Annotated in this window: 22 protein-coding genes and 1 pseudogene; 12 read left to right on the top strand and 11 right to left on the bottom strand. The window is 62.7% G+C overall.

The window, feature by feature from the left end:
• Window positions 1-8 precede the first annotated feature (8 nt).
• Window positions 9-992, top strand: coding sequence for an ABC transporter substrate-binding protein (locus tag K289_RS0109030; RefSeq protein WP_027551206.1), 984 nt, complete (start codon window positions 9-11; stop codon window positions 990-992).
• Between the two features lie 150 nt (window positions 993-1,142).
• Here the strand turns inward: K289_RS0109030 and K289_RS0109025 are convergent, their stop codons facing one another.
• The 6 genes from K289_RS0109025 to K289_RS50300 all read right to left on the bottom strand — a co-directional run bounded on the left by K289_RS0109025 (window position 1,143) and on the right by K289_RS50300 (window position 5,886).
• A complete protein-coding gene (locus K289_RS0109025) occupies window positions 1,143-2,939 on the bottom strand; it encodes an NAD(P)/FAD-dependent oxidoreductase (RefSeq protein WP_027551205.1) in 1,797 nt (598 codons plus the stop codon).
• Window positions 2,940-3,272: 333 nt separating this feature from the next.
• Complete coding sequence (locus tag K289_RS0109020; protein ID WP_027551204.1) at window positions 3,273-3,731, bottom strand: MaoC family dehydratase; 459 nt, start codon at window positions 3,729-3,731, stop codon at window positions 3,273-3,275.
• 10 nt (window positions 3,732-3,741) lie between these two features.
• A complete protein-coding gene (locus tag K289_RS0109015; protein ID WP_027551203.1) occupies window positions 3,742-4,392 on the bottom strand; it encodes a 3-oxoacid CoA-transferase subunit B in 651 nt (216 codons plus the stop codon).
• A 4-nt stretch (window positions 4,393-4,396) separates the two neighbouring features.
• Window positions 4,397-5,044, bottom strand: a complete 648-nt coding sequence (locus K289_RS0109010) for a CoA transferase subunit A (RefSeq protein ID WP_027551202.1) — start codon at window positions 5,042-5,044, stop codon at window positions 4,397-4,399.
• Between the two features lie 93 nt (window positions 5,045-5,137).
• Window positions 5,138-5,734 (bottom strand): hypothetical protein, encoded by a 597-nt coding sequence (locus K289_RS0109005; protein ID WP_027551201.1) that lies wholly within the window; start codon window positions 5,732-5,734, stop codon window positions 5,138-5,140.
• A complete protein-coding gene (locus tag K289_RS50300; protein WP_245283875.1) occupies window positions 5,731-5,886 on the bottom strand; it encodes an alpha/beta fold hydrolase in 156 nt (51 codons plus the stop codon). Before K289_RS50300 ends, K289_RS0109005 begins: the two co-directional genes overlap by 4 nt.
• 126 nt (window positions 5,887-6,012) lie before the next feature.
• On the opposite strand from K289_RS50300, the pseudogene K289_RS0108995 reads away from it, so the two are divergent.
• The 4 genes and pseudogenes from K289_RS0108995 to K289_RS0108980 all read left to right on the top strand — a co-directional run.
• Window positions 6,013-6,192 (top strand): annotated as a pseudogene (locus K289_RS0108995) (alpha/beta fold hydrolase); the annotation flags it as partial.
• Between the two features lie 27 nt (window positions 6,193-6,219).
• Window positions 6,220-6,570 carry a phasin gene (locus tag K289_RS0108990; RefSeq protein ID WP_027551199.1) on the top strand — a complete coding sequence of 117 codons (351 nt, stop codon included), beginning with the start codon at window positions 6,220-6,222 and terminating at the stop codon, window positions 6,568-6,570.
• A gap of 89 nt (window positions 6,571-6,659) precedes the next feature.
• Entirely contained in the window at window positions 6,660-6,836 is a 177-nt protein-coding gene (locus K289_RS51465) for a hypothetical protein (RefSeq protein ID WP_198024675.1), read from the top strand.
• Window positions 6,837-6,853: 17 nt separating this feature from the next.
• Entirely contained in the window at window positions 6,854-7,309 is a 456-nt protein-coding gene (locus K289_RS0108980; RefSeq protein WP_027551198.1) for a potassium channel family protein, read from the top strand.
• 24 nt (window positions 7,310-7,333) lie between these two features.
• Here K289_RS0108980 and K289_RS0108975 read toward each other — a convergent pair whose 3' ends face one another.
• Complete coding sequence (locus K289_RS0108975) at window positions 7,334-8,017, bottom strand: helix-turn-helix domain-containing protein (RefSeq protein WP_027551197.1); 684 nt, start codon at window positions 8,015-8,017, stop codon at window positions 7,334-7,336.
• 279 nt (window positions 8,018-8,296) lie between these two features.
• Here K289_RS0108975 and K289_RS0108970 point away from each other — a divergent pair, with 279 nt between their 5' ends.
• Entirely contained in the window at window positions 8,297-8,953 is a 657-nt protein-coding gene (locus K289_RS0108970) for a response regulator transcription factor (RefSeq protein ID WP_051310526.1), read from the top strand.
• A gap of 197 nt (window positions 8,954-9,150) precedes the next feature.
• Window positions 9,151-9,519, top strand: a complete 369-nt coding sequence (locus K289_RS0108965; RefSeq protein ID WP_027551195.1) for a response regulator transcription factor — start codon at window positions 9,151-9,153, stop codon at window positions 9,517-9,519.
• A 15-nt stretch (window positions 9,520-9,534) separates the two neighbouring features.
• Here K289_RS0108965 and K289_RS0108960 read toward each other — a convergent pair whose 3' ends face one another.
• Window positions 9,535-10,119, bottom strand: coding sequence for an invasion associated locus B family protein (locus tag K289_RS0108960; RefSeq protein ID WP_027551194.1), 585 nt, complete (start codon window positions 10,117-10,119; stop codon window positions 9,535-9,537).
• Window positions 10,120-10,142: 23 nt separating this feature from the next.
• Window positions 10,143-11,030, bottom strand: a complete 888-nt coding sequence (locus K289_RS0108955) for a S9 family peptidase (protein WP_027551193.1) — start codon at window positions 11,028-11,030, stop codon at window positions 10,143-10,145.
• Between the two features lie 266 nt (window positions 11,031-11,296).
• On the opposite strand from K289_RS0108955, the gene K289_RS0108945 reads away from it, so the two are divergent.
• The 3 genes from K289_RS0108945 to K289_RS48540 all read left to right on the top strand — a co-directional run bounded on the left by K289_RS0108945 (window position 11,297) and on the right by K289_RS48540 (window position 14,322).
• Window positions 11,297-13,000: a SulP family inorganic anion transporter gene (locus tag K289_RS0108945; RefSeq protein ID WP_027551192.1), complete on the top strand. Its 1,704-nt coding sequence runs from the start codon at window positions 11,297-11,299 to the stop codon at window positions 12,998-13,000.
• Window positions 13,001-13,197: 197 nt separating this feature from the next.
• Entirely contained in the window at window positions 13,198-13,632 is a 435-nt protein-coding gene (locus K289_RS0108940; protein ID WP_027551191.1) for a hypothetical protein, read from the top strand.
• Window positions 13,633-13,833: 201 nt separating this feature from the next.
• The gene (locus K289_RS48540) at window positions 13,834-14,322 is read left to right on the top strand and encodes a hypothetical protein (protein ID WP_084788584.1); all 489 of its coding nucleotides are present in this window, start codon (window positions 13,834-13,836) and stop codon (window positions 14,320-14,322) included.
• A 41-nt stretch (window positions 14,323-14,363) separates the two neighbouring features.
• On the opposite strand, the gene ppk2 is transcribed toward K289_RS48540, so the two are convergent.
• Window positions 14,364-15,164, bottom strand: a complete 801-nt coding sequence (gene ppk2, locus K289_RS0108930; RefSeq protein ID WP_027551190.1) for a polyphosphate kinase 2 — start codon at window positions 15,162-15,164, stop codon at window positions 14,364-14,366.
• A gap of 29 nt (window positions 15,165-15,193) precedes the next feature.
• Window positions 15,194-15,649 (bottom strand): hypothetical protein, encoded by a 456-nt coding sequence (locus tag K289_RS0108925; protein ID WP_027551189.1) that lies wholly within the window; start codon window positions 15,647-15,649, stop codon window positions 15,194-15,196.
• A 181-nt stretch (window positions 15,650-15,830) separates the two neighbouring features.
• Between K289_RS0108925 and K289_RS0108920 the strand changes: the two genes are divergently transcribed.
• Both K289_RS0108920 and K289_RS0108915 read left to right on the top strand, forming a co-directional pair.
• Window positions 15,831-16,244, top strand: a complete 414-nt coding sequence (locus tag K289_RS0108920) for a hypothetical protein (protein WP_035684299.1) — start codon at window positions 15,831-15,833, stop codon at window positions 16,242-16,244.
• Window positions 16,237-17,469 carry an HlyD family secretion protein gene (locus tag K289_RS0108915; protein ID WP_027551187.1) on the top strand — a complete coding sequence of 411 codons (1,233 nt, stop codon included), beginning with the start codon at window positions 16,237-16,239 and terminating at the stop codon, window positions 17,467-17,469. The genes K289_RS0108920 and K289_RS0108915 overlap by 8 nt, the downstream gene beginning before the upstream one ends.
• Window positions 17,470-17,476: the final 7 nt, after the last annotated feature.

The following is a 17,476-nucleotide window of genomic DNA, read 5'->3' as shown; positions in this document are numbered from 1 at the left end:
GCGATCGAATGAGACGCCGCGAATTCATGACGCTGCTCGGCGGCACCGCTGCGGCATGGCCGCTTTCCTCGCGCGCGCAACGACGCAAGCCAAACCCGCGCGTCGGCATTCTCTGGCACGCCGCCAACGCCAAGCAAGAAGAGGAATATCTGGTCGTCCTGACCAAAGCGTTTCACGAGCTTGGTTACGTCGAAGGCAAGAATATCGAGATCGACCACCGTTTTCCTGCCGAGCAACCGGAACGGTTTCGTGCGCTTGCGCAGGAACTTGCAGAAAGCAAAGTCGATGTGATCGTCGCGGTGACCGGACTTGGCGCCATGGAAGCCAAACGAGCCACCAACACCATTCCGATCGTACTTGTCGCCGATCCGGATCCGGTCGGTAAGGGGCTTGTCGAGAGTCTCGCTCGCCCTGGTGGCAATGTCACCGGATTTTCACTGATGACCGTTGACCTCACCAGCAAGCGGCTTGAGCTTTTGAAGGAAATCGTTCCGAAGCTAGCCCGCCTGGCCCTCGTGCTCGATCCCCGGGAGCCATCTTCAAAGCCTACCATTATCGCTAACGAAAGAGCGGGCAAAGCTGCGGGATGCTCGACACAAATATTCGAAGTGACCAGGGCAGATGAAATCGACTCGACGTTTTCGGCGATTGCGCGTGAGGGCTTTGACGGCGCATTAGTCTTTGGAGCGCCGATGTACAATGAACGGGTGCAAGTGGGCGCATCAGCCATGGCGCACAAGGTGCCGACAATTACAGCCAACGCTGAAGAGGTACCTTACGGCCTGCTGCTATCCTATGGACCGGATTTCCCAGATTATTTTCGTCGGGCGGTCGGCTATGTCGACAGGATCCTGAAAGGCGCAAAGCCCGGCGATCTGCCCATAGAGCAGCCCACGCGTTTCAAACTAGTCGTCAATCTGAAGACGGCCAAGGCCCTCGGTCTCACCGTTCCGCCTTCGCTGCTGGCCACGGCCGACGAAGTCATCGAGTGACGCGGCGGGGGATTCTCCCCTCCCGACATGGCGGATCAAGTCAGCGCTGTCGGCTCGGCGAGACGAGGCGGACATTGCGTTGGCGAGTGCGGAGACCCGGAAATGGCGTGGGGCTCGCAATCCGCGAGCCCCGCTGTGCACTCGGCAATGTCAGGCCTTGTGATGGACAGCCTGCAGGCCATAGACCGGCGTCGGGATGCTCTCGTAGCGTGCCTTCAACTGCAGGGAAAGGAATTGCGAGTAATGTCGCGACTGATGCAGATTGCCGCCGTGGAACCATAGGCCTTCCTGCTGCGTCGGCTTCCACATGTTGCGCTGCTCACCTTCCCATGGGCCGGGGTCCTTTGTCGTATTCGAGCCGAGGCCCCAGACCTTGCCGACCTTGTCGGCCATTTCCCGATTGACGAGATCGGCGACAAAGCCGTTCATCGAGCTGTAGCCGGTGGCATAGACGATCACGTCCGCTGGCAATTCCTTGCCGTTGTCGAGCCTGACGCCGTTGGGCGTGATTTCCTCGACCTGTCCAGCGAACAGTTTGATTTTGCCGTCAATGATAAGCTGCGAGGCGCCGACGTCGATGTAATAGCCCGAGCCTCGGCGCAGATATTTCATGAATAGCCCGGAATCGTCGTCGCCGAAGTCGAGCCTGAAGCCGGCCTTCTCCAGCCCGGCATAGAAAGCGGCGTCATCCTGGCGGATCTTGTCGTAGACCGGCTTCTGAAACTGATTCAATATCCGGTAGGGCAGTGAAGCGAAGATCAGATCGGCCTTTGCCGTCGTCATTCCGCCGCGGACGGCGCGTTCGGAATAAAGATCGCCGATACTTTCCATCAGCGAATCCGAGCGCACAATGTGGGTCGTCGAGCGCTGCACCATCGTCACGTCGATGCCGGCCTCGTACAGCGCAGCGCAGATGTCATGGGCCGAATTGTTCGAGCCGATCACCACCACCTTCTTGCCTTTGTAGCCGCTGGAGCCGGGATGGCGTGAGGAATGGTGTTGCTCGCCCTTGAACGTTTCCATGCCCTTGATGTCCGGCATGTTCGGCTTGGCCGACATGCCGGTCGCGAACACGAGCTGCTTGGGCCGCAGAGTAATCTCCTTGCCATCGCGTTCGACGATGACGGTCCATTCCTTCCTGGTGTCGTCCCAACTGGCGCGTTTGGCCGTGGTGTTGGTCCAGTAGTTCAGCTCCATGACCTTGGTGTACATTTCCAGCCAATCGCCGATCTTGTCCTTGGGCGAGAAGACAGGCCAGTTCTTGGGGAAATCGATGTAGGGCAAGTGATCGTACCAGACGGGATCGTGCAGGCAGAGCGACTTGTAGCGATTGCGCCAGGAATCGCCGGCGCGTGCGTTCTTCTCGGCGATGATCGTCGGTACACCGAGCTGGCGCAGCCGCGCCCCGAGCGCAATGCCGCCCTGTCCGCCGCCGATGACTAGCACGTAGGGCTGGGTCTTGAAGCCGAGTTGCTCGACTTCCTCGTCACGCAGTTCCTTCCAGGTCTTGGCGCCCGGATTGACGCCGTGCCTGGCGCCGAGCGGTCGGCTGAAGCCAGCCTTTTCCTCATGGGCCTTCAGTTCGGCCATGGTCGTCAAGAGAGTCCAGATCTGACCATCCTGCAGGCGGATGAGCCCATAACCGCGCGCGACATCGGTCTCGAACGTGATCCAGGATTCGGTCACGCCGCCGGCCTCGGTTGGCGTCTCACCCTCGGCGATTTTCCAGTTGTGCGGCTTCACATGCGCGAGGCATTGCGCGAGCATGTCGCGGATCTGATCGCGGCCTTCCATGGTCTTGATGTTCCAGGTGAAGGCAACGAGATCGCGCCAGTAGCATTCCGGAGCGAACATTCCTACGGCGGCGTCGAGATCGCCCACCGCAAGCGCGGCTTCAAACTTGTCGAGGAAAACCTGGACGCGCGCGCTAAGCGTGGTGTCGAGCATCACTTCCTCCCGGATGTCGTTTGCAATTGTTCTGCGCAGGCGGCGTAACCTTACCCCAACCATCGCGGGAATCCAGACTCGCACGGCAGGGTTCCCGGTCGGCTTCGGCGCCTCTCAGCGCTCGCCTGCGGCAACGCCACCTTTTTGAGCCGAAGGAGACGCTAGGCAACCCCATCTATGGGCACACGGCCTGGGACACCGGTCAGGACACTTTGGGCTGATCATGGCATCGTGCCGGTGTTTTGCCCGACGTGTCAAACGGTTTGGCTGACTGAAGGCAGCATGCTGACAACCCACGCTACTTTGCATGGGGTTGTTTTCCATATTTTGTGTTCAGCGGTAGTGCAGGGCGATCAGCTCGGCGACACAGGCGGGTCTCTTGCCGCCTTCGATCTCGATGACGAGATGGTAGTTCACGCGCAGGCCGTCCGGTGGCACATCCTCGGCTTCGGCGACCGTGACGCGGCCGCGCAGCTTCGAGCCCGCCGGCACCGGCGCGAGATATCTGATCCGGTCGGCGCCGTAGTTCATCGTGTTGCGCAGGCCTTTCAGGCCGATCACCGAGCGGATGAAGAGAGGCGCGAGTGCAAGCGACAGCAGGCCGTGGGCAATGGTCTTGCCGCCCGGCATCTCCTTGCTGGCGCGCTCCTGGTCGACGTGGATCCACTGCTCATCGCAGGTCGCTTCTGCAAACTGGTTGATGCGGTCCTGCGACACTTCCACCCAATCGCTGACGCCGATCTCGGTGCCAATGGCGGCTTTGATCTCGTCGAAATCGCTGAAGACTCGCATGACGACCTCGTCAGATCCTCATTTCCGGCACGGTGTCGGGAACGTCAAGTTCGGCCTCCGTCACCGCCATGACCTCGCCGACGCTGATGCCGGGCGCAGTTTCCAGCAGCGTCGCCTTGCCATCGGGAAAGCCGATCACGGCCATATCGGTGACGACCAGGTTCACCGGCCGCGCCGAGGTCAGGGGCAGCGTGCATTTGGCGACGATCTTCGATTTGCCCTTGGCGGCGTGCTGCATGGCGACGATGACGCGCTTGGCGCCGGTGACGAGGTCCATCGCGCCGCCCATGCCCGGGACCATCTTGCCGGGGATCATCCAGTTGGCGAGAAGGCCGTGCGCGTCGACCTGGAGGCCGCCGAGCACGGTGATATCGACATGGCCGCCACGGATCAGGCCGAACGACATCGCGCTGTCGAAGGTGCTGGCGCCGGGAAGCGCGCTGATCGGGCGCCCGCCGGCATCGGTGAGCGTCGGATGAGCCATGCCTTGCTCGGGAATCGGCCCGGTGCCGATCAATCCGTTCTCCGATTGAAAGAACACCTTCAGATCGGACGGCACGTAGTTCGCGACCAGCGTTGGAATGCCAATGCCGAGATTGACGAGATTGCCGTTCTTCAGCTCCTTGGCAACACGTCGGGCGATGATGATCTGCGGATCCATGATCTCACCCGTTCGTAATGAGGTAGTCGACGAGTGGCGCCGGCGTCACGACGTGATCGGGCGCAATGACGCCGACCGGCACGATGTTCTCCGCGGTGACGATGACGGTGTCGGCGGCCATCGCCATGATCGGGTTGAAGTTGCGGGAGGTCAGTGCGTAAGCGAGGTTGCCGAGGTAGTCGGCGAGAAAGGCATGCACTAGCGCGAACTGGGCGCGCAGCGCAATCTCGAGCAGAAACGGCTTGCCGTCGACCTCGATCTGGCGCTTGCCTTCGGCAACCAGGGTGCCGACACCGGTTGGTGTCAGCACGCCGCCGAGCCCGCAGCCGCCAGCGCGAATACGTTCGACGAAGGTGCCCTGCGGCACGAGATCGACATTGATCTGGTTCGCCAGCATCTGCTGCTGCGCCTTCGGATTGAGCCCGATATGCGTCGCCGTCAGCTGCGACACGAGCGCCGCATCGAATAGCTTGCCGACGCCTTTGCCCGGTATCGCGGCATCGTTGCAGATCAGCGACAGACCGGTCTTCTGCTGCCGCACCACTTCATCGACCAGGCGCTCCGGCGTGCCGACGCCCATGAAGCCGCCGACCATGACGCTCGCGCCGGCCGGGATCATCGCAACGGCTTCTTCGACGGAAACGGCCTTCATGGTCGGAACTCCGGTCGGCGGACGCAGGAATGGCGGTGGATGCAGGTTGGCAGGGTGCAGTCGCGCACCCTTGATCTGCGTCAAGGCTCGACGTCACTCGTCAAAGGCGACACCGACGCTCTGGAGCGTCTCGCGCCAAAGCTTGCGCACCTCGGCGTGGCGCCGCTCCAGTGCGGAATCGACGGCGTCGCGAAATGGGACGAGGTCGGGACCCTTCAGCGACAGGATTTGTGCCTGGAGCAGGCGGCTGCTTTCGAACTCGATGCGGCGCAGCGCCATTGCGAACGGATCCTCGGGATTTGCTTCCGCCGGCAACAATGCTGCCGGCCGGATACCCGCGTGAACGGCGTGGGCGAGCGTTGCAAGACCGATCGCTACCGCGAGAGGCCAGTCCGAAATCTCGTAGACCGGTTGCGGAAACCAGGCGCTTTCCCAGGTCGCGACCATGTAGCCCAGGCCGGGATCAGGCGCCCAGCTCGTCGCGCGCATCAGCAGCGAGACGATTTCGGTCTCGCGGAAGAGCTGCGCGTTCAGCTCGGTCTGCCAGGCGGATTCGAGCCTTGTGGGCAAGGTGAATGCCGACTGCCGCGCCAGGGCACCGTGTGCGGAGATGAGGAATGTGGCGACACGCGTCTGCTGCAACGGCGGCACGCGGCCCTCGGAATCGAGGGGTCCGAAGAACTCGCTCATGTCGCCTCCCTCTGGACGGGGATCTCGACCCGCAAGGTCTCGTGCAGCGCGCGCGGAGTCAGGAAGTCGAACTCGCCGTTCAGGATCATGGTCGGCACGGTGATTGACGAGAGCTGCGGCGTCAATGGCTTGAAGTCGAGGAAAGACTCCATCAGGTTGGGCCAACATGGTGATGGCCAATCCTCAACGCAGAGCTGAGGCTTCCATTGAGCTAAATCAAACGTCCGGAAGGTGCGCCCCCTAGCGTTCACGCGAAACACCGCCAGGAGGAGTCTGCAATGGTGCTGTGGGGCGAATGGGACGGCTGGATTCCGCCGGCCGATCTTCGCGCCATGGCCGAGGCGATGCCGGACTGCCGCCTCGTCGTCGTGCCCCGCATCGGGCATTCGATGAATCTGGAACCGCCGGCACTCCATGCCGGTTATTTCGGCGCCTGGTTCGGAGGACTTCCCGCGTAACCGCCAACCCCTGAAGGGAGAGATGTAATGGCAGATATCAATCCGTCCGCAGAGAATGTTCGCGCGATGCTGACCGAGGCGCTCGGCCGCCTGCGCAAGGCCAATGCGGACTATTTCGAGCTACTGGAGAAGGGCCTCGCCTCTTCGCCGCTGCCGATCGCGGGTCAGGCCAGGGAGCTCTGCAGCCTGATGCAGCGCAATGTCACGGCCAGTTTTGATCTCGGCGAGAAGCTCATTCATGCCAAGGACGTGCCGGACGCGCTCAAGCTTCAGGCCGAGTTCTTCCAGGACCAGATGCGAGCGATGACCGATCAGGCCAGGACCGCGGGCGAATCGGCGATGAAGGCGGCAGGCGGCATGTTCAGCCCGAAGAGCTGAAGGGCTGGCGTGCGGTTGCATGACACCTACGGCAATTGCCCGCAGGACTATCGCAATTCGCGATCGCAGCAATGCAAGGAGGGTGTGTCATGGCTGAGACGAACAAGCTTTCGGTCGAGAAGGCGCTCAAGAAGCTGCAACGCGATGAACTGCGGGAGTCGGGGACGGAGCAGCGAGACGAGAAGATGGAGGCTATGAAGAGCGAAATCAGGCGCATGAGGGCACAGCGATCGCGCCTTGGGCCACCCTCCGCCAAGCGCGATTGAAGTTCAGGCCAGCCCTTATGCTGCTTCAGTTCCTTGTCGGTACGCTGGTCAGTTTGATCAATATCGGGATCCACGCGCTGGTGACGGTCGTTGCCGTCTGGATCGCTCGCAGCGCCGGCCTGCAGAAAACCGCACGACCCAGATTGCACTTGATGGGCGTGATGGTCGCAACTGCCGCGGTGTTGAAGGTCGCGCACACGCTGGAAATCCTGGTGTGGGCCTCGACGTACGCCATCATCGACGCCGCCGAGCCCGGGAGCGATCTGCTCTATTTTGCCTTCGTCAACTACACCACCCTCGGCTACGGCGATATCGTACCGGTGCGCCAATGGCGGCTCATCGGCCCGCTGACTGCGATGAATGGTGTGCTGCTGTTCGGCTGGTCGGCTGCCATCCTGTTCGAGGTCCTGCGCAAGACACTTGAGCACCTGAGGCTGGCCGAACCGCCGGGCACCAGATCATCCTCGACCTGATGCAACCAACCGCGACTCACTTGTTCAAGGCTGCAGGTCGAGGCTCGCGAGCTGGCGCCGGTCCAAGAGCACGATCTGGCGCTGGGTATTGCCGACGAAGCCGAGGATGCCGAGCTCGTGCAGCCGTGACAGGGCGCGGGAGACAGTCTCCAGCGTCAGGCCGAGATAGTCTGCGATGTCGCGCCGCGACATCGGCAGCGCTATGACCCCGGCCGCGGTCAGCCGCTTGTCCATCTCGAGCAGGAAGGCCGCAACCCGCTCCAGCGAGGTCTTGCGGCCGAGCAGCAGCATGTGATCCTCGGCGTGCTGGAGATTGGTCGTGGTCATGCTGAGCAGGTTCCTGGCGACCATGGCATCGCTCTCGGCCACCAGCTCGAGGCTTTGGCGTCTGACCAGGCGCACCGTGGTATCGACGATCGCTTCCGTCGTGAAGCGGTGCTCGCCGCCGTTCTCGAGTCCGAAGATGTCGCCGACGAGGTGGAATGCGCCGATCTGCCTGCGGCCGTCCGATAGCAGCTTGTAGCTGCGTACCGCGCCGGACCTGACCTGGTAGATATACTCGGCGGGCTCCTTCTCGCCGTAGATCTCGCTGCCTTTCTTGTAGGAAAATTCGCTTAAACTGATGAGCGTATTTGAATCGCTGGTCATGCCGAGATCACGAAGCGAATTGGGGCGCGGTGTGGAATCCGTTGTGATGCGTACGAACATAGCCAACTCCTCAGCTCACCGCCGGATTGGTCCGTCAAACGAAAAAATCTCACAGCTGGGAATGCGCCGCGCCTTCCCACTCCCGCCGGAGGCGATTTACGACTAAGGCGGTATTCTCATCCATTGTCCCAAGGTTCATTGTCCTAAGGGACAGCGGACGTTCCTTCGGGCGTTTGTTGCGCGAAATGAGAAGGTTACCTATGCCGGAATGCAGGCCATTGCTAAGCAGACGTCTTGATTGTCGGATTATCTTGCAAGTATTTTCAGAGTGAGAATTCGATGGTTCTCGGTGGATCCGGCGAGAGGCGAAGCGCGCTAGGCCTCGTTCACGTGGTCGACGACGACGACTCCTTTCGGACGGCGATCGAGCGCCGGCTGAAGCTCGCCGGCTATGACGTTGCGACCTATGCGTCAGCGCAGGACCTGCTGGATGCCGCTCCTGACGACGAGCAGCCGGGATGCATCCTGCTCGACGTGCGGATACCGGGACTCAGCGGTCCCGACCTGCAGAGCCGTCTGATTGAATCGGGCTCGACCCTGCCGATCATCTTCCTGACCGGACACGCCGACACGCCGACCACCGTGCGGGCGATCAAGGCCGGCGCCGAGGATTTCCTGACCAAGCCGATCTCCTCAGAGCAGTTGATCGACGCGATCGAGCGCGCGCTGGCGCGCCAGCATGCGGCGCGCGCGCAGCGCGGCAGGCTCGAATCGTTCCGCGGTCACCTCGCCACGCTGACGCAGCGCGAACGGCAGGTGTTCGATCTCATCGTGCGCGGCAGAATCAACAAGCAGATCGCGCATGAACTCGGAACGACCGAGCGCACTGTGAAAGCGCACCGCCATCAGGTGATGGAAAAGATGCAGGTTCATTCACTCGCGGAGCTTGTTTCGATCGCGGAGCGGCTCGGAATGCTCGATACGAACGGCGGTTAACTGCTTCGTCATCGCGATGCAGTTTCCGTGATGTCACTTCCCCAAAGGACAATATGAAAGCGTGTTGACAGTGCACCGCGCGCTGTGCGCAATGCTGTGACAGATATTTTGTCGATGAAAGCAGGACACGGGTATTGCGTATTCCATCGCGGTCACCGGCTTGCAGTTTCGCTCATCTTTCGGGAAGGCCAACAGTCTTGCCGACGCGCGAATCCGTTTTCATCGTCGATGACGATCCGTCCATGCGGACCAGCATGAACAGGCTGCTGCGCGAGCACGGTTTCGCGACCACTCTGTTCGACTCCCCGGCCGCTCTGCTCGATCACGCCAACTTCGAGAAGGCAATCTGCATCGTGCTCGATATCAATCTGGACGGAAGCTCGGGCCTCGATTTGCGGAAAAAGCTGACGGATGCAGGCGTCACCGCGCCGGTCATCTACGTCACCGGCAATGACAGCACGGCAAACCGAGCCGCGGCAATTGCATCCGGCTGTATCGCCTACCTGGTCAAGCCATTCACAGCACAGTCGCTGATCGAGTCAGTCGAGCGCGCAGGCGTCATGTAGCGCTGCAAGTGTCGTTCATTCATCGACATATTGCTCCAGCGTCTTCGTCGGCGCGCCCTTGTGGACGGACGCAAACTGCGACAGGGGGATCGACGTCGTCAGGGCGAGCAGATTGGAATCGACGACCTCGAGGGCCAGCGTTTTCCCGGATTCCATCTCCTTGATGACCTTTGGATCAGCGACGTCCGCCGCAATGCAGGCGTTGGTGGCGCACCAAGTATAAGGCATCCGATGGGACTGCCCTTGATCGACGGTCAGCTTGGCCGGCTGTTGCAGGTACATGCCGACAGGCACGAACAATTGCAGCCGCGCCGTTGGCGCATCCTCGCGCTCGATCAGGTCCACGCGCACGGCCGTCTGGCCAGTCGGAAACTTGCCGGTGATCGACGTCCGACACAGCGTCGGCGCGCCGCCGGCCTTGAAGCAGAGTTTTTGCCAGTCGCCGTAGGTGATGTCCTTGGCCTCGCGCTGGCCGCGCGTTGCGACCTCGGCCGGTTTGTCGGCCCGTGCGGCCTTTTGCGCGGGAATGCCGGGAGATGCCACGACAGCGGCAATTGCGAGGACCAGAAGGCCTGCGAGACAATCACGGGTGCTTGGCATGGTTGCGCCTCCGGAGCCTGACTCTATTTCTGCGCGTCGAGGAATCCCGTCACCAGCGGCGACCAGAGCGGGATCGCATCCGGCGAGCCGATGAAGAAATGGCCGTCGTTGCCGAACGGCGGCATCAGGTGGTACTCGGCGCGGCCGCCGGCGGCGGTGAAAGCCGCATGCATGCGCTTCGACAGATCGGGACCGAAGAACGTGTCGTTCTCGATGTAGATCCACAGCATCGGGACGCGCGAGGTGCGGCCGAAATCCGCGGTTGCTTCGACAAGCTTGTCGGGTGCGCAGTTGTTGTTCGGCTTGCCGCCGACCCGGCCGCCGCGGCCGGCGGCAAAGGTGATGATGGCCTTCACCTGCGGCGGGTTCACGCTCGACAATGCGATCGAGGCCCAGCCGCCGGCTGACTGTCCGACCACGATCACGTCCTTCGGGATGATCCGCTTCTCTGCGGTCATGTAATCGATGATCCAGAGATCGACCTGCGCGACCGCAAGGCCTGCGTCGTGGAAGTTGGGATTGGTGCACTTGCCGACCTTGGAGAAGAACGGCCCATAGATTGCGCGCTCGGGAATGTCGATGGCGGCCGCGCCATAGCCCGTGCCGACCGGCGCCACCGCGAGATAGCCGCGCTTTGCGAACCATTTGGCGGCGTCGCGGAATTCGACCAGCGGAAAGAAGCTGCGGTCGGTCGGATTCATCGAGACGCCGTGGTTCATGATCACGAGCGGGAAGGGGCCGTCGCCGACCGGGCGCACCAGATAGGCGAACATCGGCAGTGGCAAGGGCAGGGCCCAGATCTCTTCCTGAATGCGGATATTCTCATCGGCGCGCGCCGGCGCAGCGAGAGCGGCAATAAGCAGAATGGCGGTTGCCAGGGACCGGAGGATTGCCGTCAGCGGCGCGCGCATCGCGATCTCCCTCAAGCCGTGAACAGCGACAAGAAGATCTCCGGTGTGGTGGAGATGATCCACCTGATGGTGTCCATGGTCGCAATTCCCCCGGGTGCGTCGATTTGAGTTGCGGCGGGAGGAGCTTGCTTGATCCAGATCAAGCCTAGCCGGCGGCAAGGCGCCGCCTATGCGTACATGCAGAACCTGCGACAGCTCCGTATCGCCAATACGAGCGTTCCGATCCCTGCGTTGCTAGGCCGCGTGGTCGCTCGCAAGGAGTCGCGATGAGCGCGCCGTCCGAGCCCGGGTGGACGCGGTTCTTTCCGCCATCCGGCTGGCTCCCTGGCTACCGGCGCGAGTGGCTGCCCTCCGATGCGGTCGCTGGCATCACGCTCGCCGCTTACGCCATCCCGGTCTCGCTCGCCTATGCCGCGCTCGCCGGCCTGCCGCCGCAGGTCGGCGTGTACGGCTACATGCTCGGCGGCATCGGCTATGCCCTGCTCGGGGCATCGCGGCAGCTTGCGATCGGCCCGACCTCGGCGATCTCCTTGATGATCGCCGGGACCGTCGGCGCGCTCGCCGGCGGAGATACGATCCGCTATGCGGAGATCGCGAGCTTGGCTGCGTTCGCGGTGGCGGTGCTGTGTCTCATCGCCTGGCTGTTCAAGCTAAGCGTGCTCGTGCGCCTCGTCAGCGACAGCATATTGGTCGGCTTCAAGGCCGGTGCCGGGCTCACCATCATCATGAGCCAGTTGCCGAGCCTCCTGGGCGTCGCCGGCGGCGGCCACAATTTCTTCGATCGCGCGATCAAGCTCGCAGGGCAGCTCGGGCATATCGACCCGCTCGTGCTGACGATTGGTGCGGTCGCGCTGCTGCTGCTCCTGCTTGGCGAGCGCCTCCTGCCGGGAAAGCCGGTCGGGATCACCATCGTGGCGCTGGCGATTGTGGTGGCAACGCTCCTCGGCTTTCCCTCGCTCGGTGTGCCCGTCACCGGCAAGATACCGGAAGGATTGCCGGCGCTGGGGATACCGACATTTGGGCTGCTGGAATTCGACGATCTCTTTCCGCTCGCCGCCGGATGCGTGCTGCTGGCCTACATCGAAGGCGTCTCGGCGGCGCGCAGCTTCGCCGCCAAGCACGGCTACGCGCTCGACGTCCGGCAGGAGTTCTTGGGGCTGGGGGCTGCGAACCTCGCCGCCGCCTTCGGCCATGGCTACCCCGTCGCCGGCGGCCTGTCGCAATCGGCCGTCAACGACAACGCCGGCGCGCGGACGCCGTTGGCGCTGGTGATCTGTTCGGTGACGCTCGGGCTGTGCCTTTTGTTCTTCACGGGGCTGTTGACCAACCTGCCCAAGGCCGTGCTCGCGGCCATCGTCTTCGCCGCAGTCTACAGGCTGGTGGATGTGCGCGCGCTCTTGCGGATGTGGCAGGTCAGCCGGATCGACTTCACCGCGGCGGCGATTGCGCTGGTGTCGGTGCTGCTGCTCGGCATCCTCCAGGGCGTGCTGCTGGCATCGATCGCATCGATCTTCCTGCTCCTGGCGCGCGCCTCGCGGCCGAACGTCGCGTTCCTCGGCCGCTTGCCCGAGAGCGGCCGCTATTCGGACAGCGCGAGGCATGAGGGCATCGAGCCGCTGGTCGGTGTCATCGCGTTTCGCCCCGAAGCTTCGCTGCTCTACATCAATGCCGAGACGATCCTGGACACGGTGCTGGTCGCGCTCAGGAGATCGCCCGGTATCCGGCTGGTGGCCTGCGACCTCTCCGCCTCGCCCTATATCGACCTCGCCGGCGCGCGCATGCTGCATGACCTCTATGATGAGCTTGCCTCCCGTCAGGTCACGTTCTGCATCGTCGGCGCGCATGCGCAGCTGCGCGACCTGCTGCGCGCCGAAGGGCTGGCGGAGAAGACGGACAGCGGCCAATGGCTGCGATCGCTCGACAGTGTTCTCGGAGGGGAGCAACCCGATACGGCTCAGAGAACGTCCTGACGACGGTGTGCTGCGATACGATGGGCATCGCGGTGATCGTCGGCGCCACCAGAATAGGCGCCCGTTGACTTGGATCAATGGAGCTGCCGGCATCCAACTCACGATCAAGGGATCGAGAGTGCCGCATGTCCAAGCGCGCTTTCGCGGTGATCCTCGCTCAAGAAGCCGCCGCTCTAACCAAAAGGAGAACGTACGTCATGAGGAAATTTGCCATCGGTGCCGTCCTGGTTGCCTCGCTCGCAGCCGTCGCTGGGTTCAGCACGCCGTCGCGTGCCGAGACCGGCCAGGTTGCCGTCGTCTTCACCAAGGGCGGCTTCATCGTTGGCGTCGGTGGTGGCGAGGGCGTGCTGCTGTTCCGAGGCAAGAAATACCCCTTCACCGTGTCCGGCATGAGCGTCGGCTTCACGGTCGGGGCCTCGACCTCGAAGTTTGTCGGCCGGGCGCTCAATCTGAGAGGACCGCAATCTATCGAAGGCTCCTACGCGGTGGGCGGGGCAGGCGGCGCCGTCGCGGCAGGCGCCGGAGCCGTTCAACTGCAAAATGCCAATGGCGTGATCCTGCAGCTCAGCGGTCCGAGGGTCGGCGCGGAAGTGTCGGCTGCGGTCGGTGGCGTCACGATCCGCCTGAAGTAGAGCGCATTGAACGGGCCACGCGGGCGTGGCCCGTTCACCTGCACGCTGCAAGGACACGGCTCAAAAGGCCTCCGTCTTGTTGATTTAAGTCAAGCTTGAACGCGATCGACACCTGACGTTATCCTCGGGTGCCAATCGCAGTCGTGCGGCGGCATCACCGAAGAGCGAGTGACGGCACCCTGATCAATGGAGGGAGATGCCATGCTTCGTTATCTTCTTGCTGCTCTTGCGGTCTTCACTCTTCTCACCATCAGCCTTGTTCCCGACGAGGCTTTAGCTCGCCGCGGTGGCGGCGGTGGGGGCTTCCGCGGTGGCGGTGGCTTCCATGGTGGTGGGATGCGCGCAGGTGGTTTTCATGGTGGCTTTCGTGGCGGCGCGGTTCATGCTGGCCGTGTCCACGGTGGTTATCGCGTCGCCGGAGGTCCGCGTCCGAGTCATCCGATCGCCGGCCGTCCCGGCCGCTACCCCATCGCAGGTCGGCCAGGTCGTCCGATCGCCGGCTATCCAGGCCGGCCGGTCGCAGGTTATCCCGGATATCGCCCCGGCTACGGTTGGGGTGCCGCCGCCGTTGGAGCAGCCGCAGCAGCGGGTGCCTATGGCGCTTACGGCTACTACAACAATAACAACGGCTGCTATCAGGACACCTACGGCAATTGGGTCTGCCCGCAGCAATACCCCTATAATTATTGAGCGGATGACAGATCAGGCCGCCATTGGGCGGCCTGGTCTGCTCAATATCGCTCGGCGACGAAATTCATCCCCTTCAGGCTGGCCCGGTCGTCGTAGCGTCCCTTGTTGGAGCGCTTCGGCAGCTTGATCTTGTCCTTCTTGATGCGCTTGTAGGAGATCGCGCCCAACAGATGCGCGATGCAGTTCAGCCGCGCCCGGCGCTTGTCGTCGGAGCGGATGATGTACCAGGGGGCGACCTCCGTGCTCGTTGCTTTGAGCATCAGATCGCGTGCTCGCGAATAATCGTACCAGCGCCGATATGACCCGATATCCATCGGGCTCAGTTTCCATTGCCGCACGGGATCGTCGATGCGGGCGTTGAAGCGGCGTTCCTGCTCCTCCATCCCGACCTCGAGCCAGATCTTGATCAGGATGATGCCGCCATCGATGAGGTATTTTTCCATCTGGGGGCACAGGTTCAGAAACCGCTCGTGCTCGGCGGGTGTGCAGAAGCCCATCACATATTCGACGCCGGCGCGATTGTACCAGCTCCGGTCGAAGATCACGATCTCGCCGCCGGCTGGAAACTTCTCCATGTAGCGCTGGAAAAAGAGCTGCGTCTTTTCGCGGTCCGATGGCGCCGGCAGCGCGACCACGCGAAACACGCGCGGTGAGACCTTCTCGGTGATCGCCTTGATCGTGCCGCCCTTGCCGGCGGCGTCCCGGCCCTCGAACAGGATGATGACCCGGAGCTTGTTCTCCCTGACATAGTCCTGGAGATGGCAGAGCTCGACCTGGAGCTTCCCCAGCTCCTTCTCATAGTCCTTCCGCTTCATCCGCTCCGCGGGCGCATCCTTGGCCATGCCTGTCCTTTCGCTGGTTCTTGCGGCTACTAGTCGTCGCCCCAGGAAATGGTCACGCCGACATCACCCGGCACGCCGCCCGGAAAATCGATGATCTGGTAGGCGATCCGATAGCCGCGAGGCTTCAAATAATCGGTCCAGAGCTGGAAGATCTCCTTCGGGATTCCGGTCAGTGTGTTCTCCCAGCCCTTCTCCTGCTGGTTGATGGCGCGCCCCTTGTCCGTGCACAGCGTGTTGGGGAACCGATAGACCTGGACCTGGGTCTGGCCGTTTCGCACCGCGCGCTGGATGATGGTCGAGGCGAGCTGGATCTTCTCCTCCTCGGTCTTGCCCGACGGCTTGGTCAGCCGTTCGATCAGCGCGCGCTTCTCGCCCTCGGTGGCGGCGGCGAGGCGGGCATATTCCTCGGCCTTCTCGGCTTCCTTGAGTGCGGCTTCCTTCCGGATCTGTGCGGCATTTGGTATGAGTTCGTCGAGGCCGGGCATGGCTGCGGCTCCTCAATTGGCTGTTTGCAGTTCGGCGTTCGCGAAAGGCTAGGTCGGGCAGTGCGCACTCCCTTGATTCAAATCAAGCAAACCCCACGCCCGTCTGCTCACAGTGCCGCACGTGCTTCGCGTGAGGCGGGGTCCTGACGGGGAGAGACATTTGAGCGATCAGCTTCATCCGATGGCGCCGCACCATCTGCCCTTTTTTCTCGCGCCCGGAAGCGGGGTCGATCCTCTCATGGTGGTGATGGGCATCTTCCTCGTCGGCACCTTGCTCTGGGTCGGAACGCTCTATTGGAAGCTGCACAGCCTGCCGGAGCGGATGGCGCATAAGTCGCAAAAGCTGCAGTTCGAATTTGTCGCAGTGCTCGGCATTATCTCGCTCTTCACGCACATGCACATCTTCTGGATTGCAGGCCTGTTGCTTGCGCTGATCGACATCCCCGATTTCGGCACGCCGCTGCGCAGCATCGCCGATTCCGTCGAGAAGATCGCCGACGCGACGCCTGGAGAGGAGGGCGAGCCGGCGCAACCAAGTCCTGCTCCTGCGGGTAAACCGGACGCGGCCAGGGAGAAGGAGCACAGTCATGCTTGAGCTCATGATTTGCTCCCTCGTGACGATCCTGCCCGACTACCTCTACCGGCGTTACGTCCAGGGCAAGCGCTTCGGCAAGGAGATCACCTTCTTCTCGGTGTGGTACGAGCTGCGCTGGGGCATTACTGGCTGCCTGATGCTCACGGTGTCGCTGATCACCATGATCTTCTACTTCCACCCGTCGACGACGTCGGCGACGCTGTATTTCCGCACCGTGCCGATCCTGCCCGAAGGCTCGGGCCGCGTGGCGGACGTCAAGGTCGGCTTCAGCGCGCCGGTGAGGAAGGGCGACGTGCTGTTCACGCTCGACAGTTCCAGGCAGCAGGCGGCGCTCGAAACCGCCAAGCGAAAGGTTGCCGAGGTCGATGCCGCCATACAGTCGGCGCAGGCCGACGTGGCCAAGGCGGAAGCGCAGATCGGCGAGGCGAAAGCCAACCTTCAGCAGGCCAAGGACGAACTCGACGTCAAAACCGAGCTCCAGCGCCGCAATCCCGGCATCGTTCCGCAGCGCGACATCGAGAAGCTGCAGGTGCTGGTTAATCAGCGCCAAGCCGGCGTCGATGCCGCGACCGCCGCCAGACAGGCCGCGGGCCTGCAGGTGTCGACGCTGCTGCCGGCGCAGAAGGCCAGCGCCGAGGCGGCGCTCGATCAGGCCCAGGTCGATCTCGACAAGACCATCGTCCGCGCCGGCGTCGACGGGCGCGTCGAGCAATTCCTGGTTCGCACCGGAGACGTCGTCAACCAGCTCATGCGCCCCGCCGGCGTGCTCATTCCGGAAGGCTCGGGCCGCAAGGTGCTTCAGGCTGGCTTTGGCCAGATCGAGGCGCAGGTGATGCAGCCGGGCATGGTGGCCGAGGCGACCTGCATCTCGAGGCCATGGGTCATCATCCCAATGGTGATCACGACGGTGCAGGACTACATCGCCACGGGACAGTTTCGCACCGGCGAGCAATTGCTCGAAGCCCAGAACGCCGTGCGTCCCGGCACGATCCTGGTGTTCATGGAGCCGCTCTATAAGGGCGGGCTCGACGGCGTGACGCCCGGCAGCAGTTGCATCGTCAATGCCTATACCAGCAACCACGAGGAGATCTCGGCCAAGGACACCCCGACCAGCCGGAGGATCGCTCTGCACGTCGTCGACGGCGTCGGCCTCGTCCATGCGCTGCTGCTGCGTATCCAGGCGCTGCTGCTGCCAATCCAGACTCTGGTGCTAAGCGGTCATTGAACGGCGA

The sequence above is a fragment of the Bradyrhizobium sp. Cp5.3 genome (assembly GCF_000426265.1).
GTDB classification, from domain to species: domain Bacteria; phylum Pseudomonadota; class Alphaproteobacteria; order Rhizobiales; family Xanthobacteraceae; genus Bradyrhizobium; species Bradyrhizobium neotropicale.
This window is presented reverse-complemented; position numbering and strand designations above follow the sequence as displayed.

Excerpts from the sequence above, each read along its gene's own strand:
- K289_RS0109030 (WP_027551206.1), top strand. The coding sequence starts at position 9 with ATGAGACGCCGCGAATTCATGACGCTGCTCGGCGGCACCGCTGCGGCA.
- K289_RS0109025 (WP_027551205.1), bottom strand. The coding sequence starts at position 2,939 with ATGCTCGACACCACGCTTAGCGCGCGCGTCCAGGTTTTCCTCGACAAG.
- K289_RS0109020 (WP_027551204.1), bottom strand. The coding sequence starts at position 3,731 with ATGCGAGTCTTCAGCGATTTCGACGAGATCAAAGCCGCCATTGGCACC.
- K289_RS0109015 (WP_027551203.1), bottom strand. The coding sequence starts at position 4,392 with ATGGATCCGCAGATCATCATCGCCCGACGTGTTGCCAAGGAGCTGAAG.
- K289_RS0109010 (WP_027551202.1), bottom strand. The coding sequence starts at position 5,044 with ATGAAGGCCGTTTCCGTCGAAGAAGCCGTTGCGATGATCCCGGCCGGC.
- K289_RS0109005 (WP_027551201.1), bottom strand. The coding sequence starts at position 5,734 with ATGAGCGAGTTCTTCGGACCCCTCGATTCCGAGGGCCGCGTGCCGCCG.
- K289_RS50300 (WP_245283875.1), bottom strand. The coding sequence starts at position 5,886 with ATGGAGTCTTTCCTCGACTTCAAGCCATTGACGCCGCAGCTCTCGTCA.
- K289_RS0108990 (WP_027551199.1), top strand. The coding sequence starts at position 6,220 with ATGGCAGATATCAATCCGTCCGCAGAGAATGTTCGCGCGATGCTGACC.
- K289_RS51465 (WP_198024675.1), top strand. The coding sequence starts at position 6,660 with ATGGCTGAGACGAACAAGCTTTCGGTCGAGAAGGCGCTCAAGAAGCTG.
- K289_RS0108980 (WP_027551198.1), top strand. The coding sequence starts at position 6,854 with ATGCTGCTTCAGTTCCTTGTCGGTACGCTGGTCAGTTTGATCAATATC.
- K289_RS0108975 (WP_027551197.1), bottom strand. The coding sequence starts at position 8,017 with ATGTTCGTACGCATCACAACGGATTCCACACCGCGCCCCAATTCGCTT.
- K289_RS0108970 (WP_051310526.1), top strand. The coding sequence starts at position 8,297 with ATGGTTCTCGGTGGATCCGGCGAGAGGCGAAGCGCGCTAGGCCTCGTT.
- K289_RS0108960 (WP_027551194.1), bottom strand. The coding sequence starts at position 10,119 with ATGCCAAGCACCCGTGATTGTCTCGCAGGCCTTCTGGTCCTCGCAATT.
- K289_RS0108955 (WP_027551193.1), bottom strand. The coding sequence starts at position 11,030 with ATGCGCGCGCCGCTGACGGCAATCCTCCGGTCCCTGGCAACCGCCATT.
- K289_RS0108945 (WP_027551192.1), top strand. The coding sequence starts at position 11,297 with ATGAGCGCGCCGTCCGAGCCCGGGTGGACGCGGTTCTTTCCGCCATCC.
- K289_RS0108940 (WP_027551191.1), top strand. The coding sequence starts at position 13,198 with ATGAGGAAATTTGCCATCGGTGCCGTCCTGGTTGCCTCGCTCGCAGCC.
- K289_RS48540 (WP_084788584.1), top strand. The coding sequence starts at position 13,834 with ATGCTTCGTTATCTTCTTGCTGCTCTTGCGGTCTTCACTCTTCTCACC.
- ppk2 (WP_027551190.1), bottom strand. The coding sequence starts at position 15,164 with ATGGCCAAGGATGCGCCCGCGGAGCGGATGAAGCGGAAGGACTATGAG.
- K289_RS0108925 (WP_027551189.1), bottom strand. The coding sequence starts at position 15,649 with ATGCCCGGCCTCGACGAACTCATACCAAATGCCGCACAGATCCGGAAG.
- K289_RS0108920 (WP_035684299.1), top strand. The coding sequence starts at position 15,831 with ATGGCGCCGCACCATCTGCCCTTTTTTCTCGCGCCCGGAAGCGGGGTC.
- K289_RS0108915 (WP_027551187.1), top strand. The coding sequence starts at position 16,237 with ATGCTTGAGCTCATGATTTGCTCCCTCGTGACGATCCTGCCCGACTAC.